The 8,326-nt window shown below is 76.2% G+C and carries 3 protein-coding genes; 2 read left to right on the top strand and 1 reads right to left on the bottom strand.

Annotated features, from left to right (window positions below; all coding sequences use genetic code 11):
- Positions 1-108: 108 nt before the first annotated feature.
- Positions 109-1,809, bottom strand: coding sequence for a serine/threonine-protein kinase (locus tag NMK44_RS28225; RefSeq protein WP_254748222.1), 1,701 nt, complete (start codon positions 1,807-1,809; stop codon positions 109-111).
- 545 nt (positions 1,810-2,354) lie between these two features.
- Between NMK44_RS28225 and NMK44_RS28220 the strand changes: the two genes are divergently transcribed.
- Together NMK44_RS28220 and NMK44_RS28215 are read left to right on the top strand one after the other, a co-directional pair.
- On the top strand, positions 2,355-6,752 hold the full coding sequence (locus tag NMK44_RS28220) for an FHA domain-containing protein (RefSeq protein WP_254748396.1): 4,398 nt from the start codon (positions 2,355-2,357) through the stop codon (positions 6,750-6,752).
- Positions 6,753-6,961: 209 nt separating this feature from the next.
- The gene (locus tag NMK44_RS28215; RefSeq protein ID WP_254748220.1) at positions 6,962-8,317 is read left to right on the top strand and encodes an ABC transporter substrate-binding protein; all 1,356 of its coding nucleotides are present in this window, start codon (positions 6,962-6,964) and stop codon (positions 8,315-8,317) included.
- Positions 8,318-8,326: the final 9 nt, after the last annotated feature.

Here is an 8,326-nt window from a genome sequence, read left to right as displayed (position 1 = left end):
GGGGGCCTGGGGGGGGGGGGGGGGGGGGGGGGGGGGGGGGGGCCGGGGGGGGCCCCCCCCCCCCCCCGCCGGTTCATCATCGGGCCGCGCGTGGCGCGCGGCGGAGCGTCAGCTCGGTCCGCCCAGGTCCGAGATCCACTTCTTGACCTCGGAGGCCCAGCTACTGAGGGCGTCCCAGTAGCTCTTGCCCTCGGCGACCCAGTCCTTGAGCGGGGTCAGCTCCCAGACCAGCCAGGAGCCCACCACCAGGACCACGATCACGAACAGACAGCCCTTGAGGCACCCCAGGCCCGGGATCTTCATCCGGTTGGGGCTGGAGCCGCGCTGCCGGGGCTGACGCGGTTCGGGCTGGGGCTGCTGCGGCGGGGCGTAGCGCTGGGGCTGCGGCTGCTGCGGGTGGTGCGGCGCCGGGGCGTAGTTCTGCGGCTGCTGCGGCTGCTGGTACGGCGGCGGCTGCTGCTGGCGGCGCTGCTGACGCCGCGGCGGCTGCTGGGGCTGCTGCTGCGGCTGCTGGTACGCCTGCGGCGGCTGCTGGGGCGCCGGACGCCGCTGGGGGCGGCGGCGCAGCGGGTCCTCGCTCGGGTCGAGGTACTGGACCTGCGTCTGCTCATTGCGGTCACGGGCCGCGCGGAGCTGGTTCTGCCACGGGTGCGGATCGTCGCCCGGCGCGCCGGGCGGCACGGGCGGCATCGCGCGGGTCGGATCGGCGTCCCCGCCGGGGCCTCCGGGACCGGAGCCGGTGGGCGACATCACCTGGGTGGGGTCGGCGTCCGGTCCGGTGGTGGGCAGCACGTTGGTGGCCGCGGCCGGGTCGTAGGAGGGCGCGTTGGTCGGCAGCGCCTGGGTGGGGTCGGCCGAACCGGCGGGCGCGGTGTCCGGCACCGGCGCGGGCGCCGGGTCCGGCGTGAGCAGCGCGGCGACGCCGAGCGCCGCCTCCGCCTGCGCGGCCGAGGCGTGCACCCCGATACCGGAGGCGACCACGCGCAGCGCGCGGGCCAGGTTCTCGGCGCTGGGGCGCTGGTCGGGGTTCTTGCGCAGACAGCGCTCGATGACCGTCCACAGCGGCTCGGGGACGGTGGTGGGGCGGCGCGGCTCCTCGCTCAGGTGGCGGTGCAGCACCTCCAGGGCCGTGTTGCCCGCGAACGGCGGACGGCCGGTCACCAGCTCGTACAGCAGGATGCCCGCGCCGTAGATGTCGACCGCGGAGGTCTGCGGACGGCCCTCGGCGGACTCCGGGGCCACGTAGGCCGGGGTGCCGACGAACTCCTGGGTGCGGGTCAGACCGGGCGAGTCCGCCAGCCGCGCGATGCCGAAGTCGGTCAGCATCGGGTGCATCTCCTGGCCCTCACCGGTGCCCGCGAGCAGCACGTTGGCGGGCTTGAGATCGCGGTGGACCACGCCGTCGGCGTGGCTGGCGGCGAGCGCGTCGGCGATCTGGGCGGTGAGGAGGGCCGCGGCGACAGGGGTGAACGGGCCGTTGCGGCGCAGATAGTTGTGGAGGTCCGGACCGTCGATCAGGTCCATGACCAGGGCGAGCAGATCGCCCTCCACGACCAGGTCGCGGGTGCGGACGATATTGGGGTGGGTGAGGCGGAGCAGCACCGAGCGCTCGCGGAGGAAGCGCATCACGATCTCCGCGTCGTTCGCGAGCTCCTCCTTGAGGACCTTGATCGCGACGGTCTCGCCGGGCTGCCCGGCCACGGCGGCCTCGGCCCCCGCCGTCTCCCGCTGGCGGGCTCGCCAGACGGTGCCCGTGGCTCCGCGTCCGAGCGGCTCCTCGAGCAGGTACTTGCTGCCTACCGGCCGCACGTCATGCGCTCCCTGATCGTGGTCTTCATCGCTTGCGTCGTCCGCGGCACGGTTTGTCGCACCGCTTGTACTGCTGGGTCGTACCCGTCCGCCCCACTGTAATGGGGACACGCGGGCGCCCGTACTGATCACCACACGAGTGGACGGGCGTCGTATCCCGCCACGCGGGACTCGGGGGGAAGACGCTCGATCCGGACCGTTGGTTGCCGCGCGTGGCCATGACACGGCCCCGGCGCGGCCAGGAGCGGGCGCGTTCCGGGCACGTTCCGGGCGCGCGGCCCGTCGCAACCGCCGCCGATCCGGTCGCAATCAACCACTTTCGGCCGACCAGCCGAGCAATCAAGATCATGTAATGCCGGGTGGCGGGCGAAGTGTCAGTGGCAGGTGCGAGGATGCACGCAGCACGAAGCGCCGAGCGGCGGGGGACTCACGCTCCGTGACCCGTACGACCCCGTACGGACCTGTACGTGCCGAAGCGCCTGGGGGCGGTGGTGGGGATCGGCACCCCTGCCCGGCCCCCCGGACAGAAGGGACCGTTGACGGCGATGCAGATTCGGCTGACCGTCCTCGGGCCGCGCAGCGCCCACCCGGGCCGTTCCGGCCATTCAGCCGCCGCGCACGCGCCGGTGTGCGCCGTGGACGTGCTCGTGACCGCCCCCGTCGGCACCGCCCTCGCCTCGGTGGCGAGCGGGCTGGCCACCGCGGTGGCCGCGGCCGGGAGCGACGCGGGCGCGGGCAGCGGCGGTGGCAGTGGTGGCGCGGGCGGCGGGGCGGTCGTGCTGTTCGCGGGGACCGAGCGGCTGGACCCGCAGCGCTGCGCGCTCGGCGAGCCGCCGCTCGTGGACGGCGCGGTGCTGTCCCTGCACGCCCCTGCGGACCCCGAGCGCTCCCCGGCGTACGCGGGCCTTCCCGGGCTGCCGGAGGCGGCCGTCGCCGAGGCCGCCGTCCATCTGGACGTGGTCGCCGGACCGGACGCGGGCGGGGTCCATCTGCTGCACGGCGGCCAGGTCCGCGTGGGCCGCTCCGCGGACGCGGACGTGCCCCTCGACGACCCCGATGTCTCCCGGCTGCACTGCGCGGTGACGGTCGCCGAGGACGGCCGGGTGACCGTGGCCGACCTCGGCTCGACCAACGGCACGGCGGCCGACGGCGCCTCCGTCGGCCCCCATCCGGTCCCGCTGACGCCGGGGGCGCTGCTGCGGATCGGTGAGTCCGCGCTGCGGCTGCGGACGCCCGGGGCGGCCCCCTCGGCCCCGCCCCGCCTCCCCGCCCACCCGGACGGCGAGGGCCATCTGCGGGTCACACCCCGCCCGGGCACCGCCGCGGTCGGCCGTACGGAGGGCCCGTGGACCGGCGCCCCGTCCGGCGACCCCACCCACTCCGCCGAGGGCGCCTGGACGCCTCCGGGGCACCATCCCGGCGCGGGCCGGGCCCCGGTGACGGACGGTGACCAGGACGCGTACGGCGGAGCGCGTGACGTCCGCCACAGCCACCGGGGGGCGGGCGTGCCCGCCCAACGTGACGAAGACCACGCGCGCCCGGGAGGCGCGTGGGACCACGGCGAGACGGAGAGCCCGTCGCCGCGAGCCACCCGCGCGGGCTCCGACGGCCCGCGTGCGACGGGGGGCGGCGGCTTCGCTTCCGGCGCGGGCGGGGAGCGCGGTCGGCCACCGGGCCGGCAGGGCGCGGAAGGACAGTGGGCTCCCGACGACCCCTACGGCCGTCGGGCCGACGACCCCACGGCGCCCGGCGGCACGGACAGGCCACGCCGTCAGGCGCCGGGCCAACGGGGCGCGGAGGCGTACTGGGATCACGGCGATCCGTACGGCCGACGGGCCGATGACGGGCGCGGCGGACTCGGCGACCCCTACGGCCCGGGAGCCGATGGCCGTACCCCGGACGACGGTGTGCCCTACGACGACCCCACGGGCGGGGCTCACGGTCGGCCACCGGGCCGGCGGGCTGACAACCCAACGGCGCACGGCGGCGCGGGCAGGGAGCGCGGCCGACGGGCCGACGACCGGCACGGCGGACCCACGGCGAGCAGCGGCACGGGCGGGTCAGGCGCGGCACCGCGCCGGCCGGGCGCGGACGGGCGGCGGGACTCCGGTCGGCCCAACGGCCCGGGCGCCGAAGGCCGTTCCCCGGATGACGGCGCGCCGTACGGCGACCCCATGGCACACGGCGGCTCGGGCAGGGAGCCCGGCCGACGGGGCACGGGCGAACCCGGCCGCTCCCGGCCGACCGGCGGCCGGATGGACGGTACGCACGCCCATCCGCGTCCGTACACCCTCGACGTCCCCGGGGCGCAGCCCCGGCGGCGCGGAATAGGGGCCTGGGTGCGGCAGTTCGCCGCCGGGAAGGGCGAGCGGACCACGGGTCAGGACGACGGCGGCGCGCGCGACGCGGCGGAGCGGGCGGCCGCCGAGGCGGAGGGGCTGCAACAGCGGTGGCCGGATCCCGCCGCCGTGCTGATGACCGCGCTCGGCCCCGGCCCCCGGCTGTGGGAGCGCGGCCCGGACCACCCGGACGCGCTCTCCGTACGGCTCGGCTCGGCCGACCGGCCGGCGGCCGACGGCGGGCTGTTGCCCGCCGCCCCCGTCACCGTCTCGCTGCGGCAGACCGGTTCGCTGGGCCTGGCGGGGCCGCGCGCCCGGCTGGCCGGGCTCGCCCGCTCGGTGGTGGCGCAGCTCTCCGCACTGCACTCGCCCTCCGCGCTGGAGATCGTGCTGATCAGTACGGACCGCGCGCGCACCGTCGACGAACGGCTCGCGGAATGGTCCTGGCTGGGCTGGCTGCCACAGGTGCGCCCGCTGCGCGGGCAGGACTGCCGGCTGCTGCTCGCCTATGACACCGAACAGGCGGCGGCGCGCGCGGGCGAGTTGGCGCGGCGGCTTGAGGACGGGCCGCTCGGCCCGTCGTGGGCCGGTGCGCCCCCGGCCGCCGTGGCCGCCGCCGCGGCCCGCCACACCGGGCCGTACACGGTGGTGCTCGTGGACGGCGACCCCGGCCCGGCCTCGCTGCGCGAGACGCTCGTGGAGCTGGCCGCCGGTGGCCCGGCCGCCGGAATCCACGTGGTGTGTCTGGCCGACGCCCCGGCCGCCTCGCCCGCGTCACCGCTGTCGCGGAGCTATGCGGCCGCGCGCTCGGAGTCCCCGGTCTTCGCGGCCTGTTCGGTGGCCGCGCTGCTGAGCGGGGACGTCGCCACGGGGCTGCAGATCGCGCACCGCGACGACCTCCACCACCCCCTCGAATCGGCCGGGGCCACGACGACCGTGACGGTGGACGCCGTATCGGGGGCGTGGGTCGAACGGTTCGCGCGGGCGCTCGCGCCGTTGCGCCCGTCGGCCTCCGCACAAGGCGGTACGGACGGTCCGGGCCGTCTGCCGACCACCCCGCTGCCGAACACGGCACGGCTGCTGGACGAGCTGGGGCTGGCCCGCGCCACCCCCGCGTCGCTGCTGGCGCGTTGGGCCGCGGCGGCCGACGAGGTCCCGGCGGGCGGCCGGGCCCAGGCCGTACTCGGCGCCGGACCGCGCGGTCCGCTGGCCGTCGATCTGGCGGCGGACGGACCGCATATGGCGGTCGACGGCGCGGCGGGCACCGGGAAGACAGAGCTGCTGCGGTCGCTGGCCGCCTCGCTCGCGGCGGCCGAGCGGCCGGACCGGCTGGAGCTGGTCCTGGTCGACGGCGCGGGCGCCGGGGCCGGGTCCGGCGGGGGCGCGGCGGGTGGCACCGAGGGGCTGCGGGTGTGCACGGACCTGCCGCATGTCTCGACGTACCTGGCGGCCTCCGACCCGGTGCGGATGCGGGAGTTCGCGCAGGCGCTCAGCTCGGAGCTCAAGCGCCGTGCGGAGCTGCTGGGCCCCCAGGACTTCACCGCCTGGCACACCGACCACCCCACCACCACCGCCGAGGACGGCGGCGCCCCCACGGAGCCGGGCGGACCGCCCACGGGCACCCCGGCGATCGGCGCGCAGGCCACGGGCAGGGCGGGCACCGGTGGGGAGCCTGGTGGACGGACATCCGGCGGCCGGCCCACGGCGGGCACCCCTGCCCCCGGCGGCCAGCCCACGGGCAGCGGCTCCGGCATCGGCACCCCGCCCACTGCGCGGCCCGCCCCCGGCGGGCCCGTCACCGGCCGTTCACACGGCGGCAGTTCGGCCACCGACCACCCCTCCGCCCGGTCCACCCTCGGCGGCGCGAGCCGCGGCGCCGGTGCCGGTGCCGGTGCCGAGCGGGGGGCGCGGGTGGTGGCGCCGCGGGTGGCCGGGGACGTCGATCCGACGTCCGTCGACACCCCGCACACGCTCAATCTGCGTACGCAGACCGGCGGGCCCCAGCAGCCGCGCGTACCGCGCTCGCTGCCCCGGCTCGTCGTCCTCGTGGACGACTACGACGCACTCGTCGCCCCCGCGCTCGGCAGCCCCGGACGTCCGGCCGCCGGGTCGGTGGTGCGGGCGCTGGAGGCCGTCGCGCGGGACGGGGCGCGGCTCGGCGTACATCTGGTCGCGGCGTCCGGACGCCCGGAGCGTACGGCGGAGACCGCGGCCGTCGGGCAGGCCGGGCTCCGGGTCGCCCTCGAGATCCGGACCGGCCCCGACGGCACCGCCCCGGCCCCCGCCACCCCGTCGTCCTCGTCGTCCTCCTCGGAGGAGCAGACCCCCGGCCGTGGGCGGCTGTTCGGCCCCGGCCGCGGAGACGGCCCCGGCGACGGCGCGGTGATCCCGTTCCAGGCGGGGCGGGTGACCGGGCGGATACCGCGGACCGCGACCCAGCGGCCCACCGTGGTGCCGCTCGAATGGGAGCGGATGGGCGATCCGCCGACCCGGCGCCCGCTGCGCGAACTCGGCAACGGGCCGACGGACCTGGCGCTGCTGGCCAGCGCGCTCCAGCGGGCCGCACAGTCGGCGGACGCCGCCACCGCGCCCGCGCTGATCTGACCGACCGGCCTGCCCGGCTTTCCTGGCCGGTCTCCCCATCCTCCCCTCTGACCCCGCTGCCCCACTCCCTTCTGACTGTTCATCACGTCCCGGTCACGATCGGCGAGTTGGCCCCGAAAGCGGTATTGCGACGTTCGGTCACGGGGCGTACGACTGACGCACGGGACACGGCCGCACGGGGGCGGTCGGCCATCGGAGGGAACACCGGGATGCACGATTCGCTTCGTCGGAGGCGTTCCACCCGGGCCGCGCTGGCCCTGCTGACGGTGGGAGCGCTCACGTTCACCGCCGCGGGCTGCGGCGGTGACGACGGGGACGCGTCGGGCAGTCCGCCGCCGGTCACCGTGAAGCTGCCCAGCCTCAAGGGTCAGAAGCTCCAGGTGACCGCGGTCTGGACGGGGACCGAGCAGGAGAACTTCACCAAGGTCCTGGAAGAGTTCGAGAGGCGCACCGGCGCCGAGGTCTCCTTCGTGCCCAGCGGCGACGACATGTCGGCGTTCGTCGGCTCGAAGATCGCCGGTGGCGCGCCGCCCGATGTGGCGATGGTGGGACAGGTGGGGGTGCTCCGCGAGTTCGCCCAGAAGGGCTGGGCCAAACCGGTCGACGCCGCCACCACCGCTGAGCTGAAGAAGAACTTCGCGAAGGGCTGGCGCGATCTGGGCGCCTGGAAGGGCACCCAGTACGGGGTGTACTTCAAGGCCAGCAACAAATCCCTGGTCTGGTACAACACCGCCGCCTTCGACTACGCGGGCGCGAAGGAGCCGAAGACCTGGAAGGACTTCCTCGCCCAGGCCCAGCTTGTCTCCGACTCCGGCACCGACGCGATCTCCGTCGGCGGCCAGGACGGCTGGACGCTCACCGACTGGTTCGAGAACGTCTACCTCTCCCAGGCGGGTCCGGAGAAGTACGACCAGCTCGCACAGCACAAGATCAAGTGGACCGATCCGTCCGTCACCGAGGCGCTGACCACCCTGGCCGAGCTGTGGGGCACCAGGGGGCTGCTGGCGGGCGGCAGGAACGGCGCGCTGCACACCGCGTTCCCGGACTCGGTCTCCAAGACCTTCGCCGACGCCGCGGAGCCGGAGGCGGGCATGGTCTTCGAGGGCGACTTCGTCGCGGCGAACGTGGCCGACGCGGGCGCCGAGCTCGGCGAGGACGCCAAGGTGTTCCCGTTCCCGGCGGTGGGCGAGAAGCCACCGGTGGTCACCGGTGGCGACGCGGCCGTGGCGCTGAAGCGGAGCAGGGCGGCGCAGGCGCTGCTGACCTTCCTCGCCTCGCCCGACGCGGCGCATATCTGGGCCGGTTCGGGCGGTTTCATCTCGGCGAACAAATCCCTCGACCTGCGCGCCTACCCCAACGCGCCGCTGCGCGACATCGCCAAGGCGCTGATCGCGGCGGGCAATGACTTCCGGTTCGACATGTCCGACCAGGCGCCGGCCTCCTTCGGCGGCAAACCGGCCCAGGGCGAGTGGAAGGCGCTCCAGGACTTCCTCAAGAACCCGAGGAACGTCAAAGGCATCCAGCGCCAGTTGGAGGCCGACGCGGCCAAGGCGTACCAGAACTGACGACCCGAC

The organism is Streptomyces cucumeris, from assembly GCF_024295805.1.
Lineage (GTDB): Bacteria > Actinomycetota > Actinomycetes > Streptomycetales > Streptomycetaceae > Streptomyces > Streptomyces cucumeris.
This window is presented reverse-complemented; position numbering and strand designations above follow the sequence as displayed.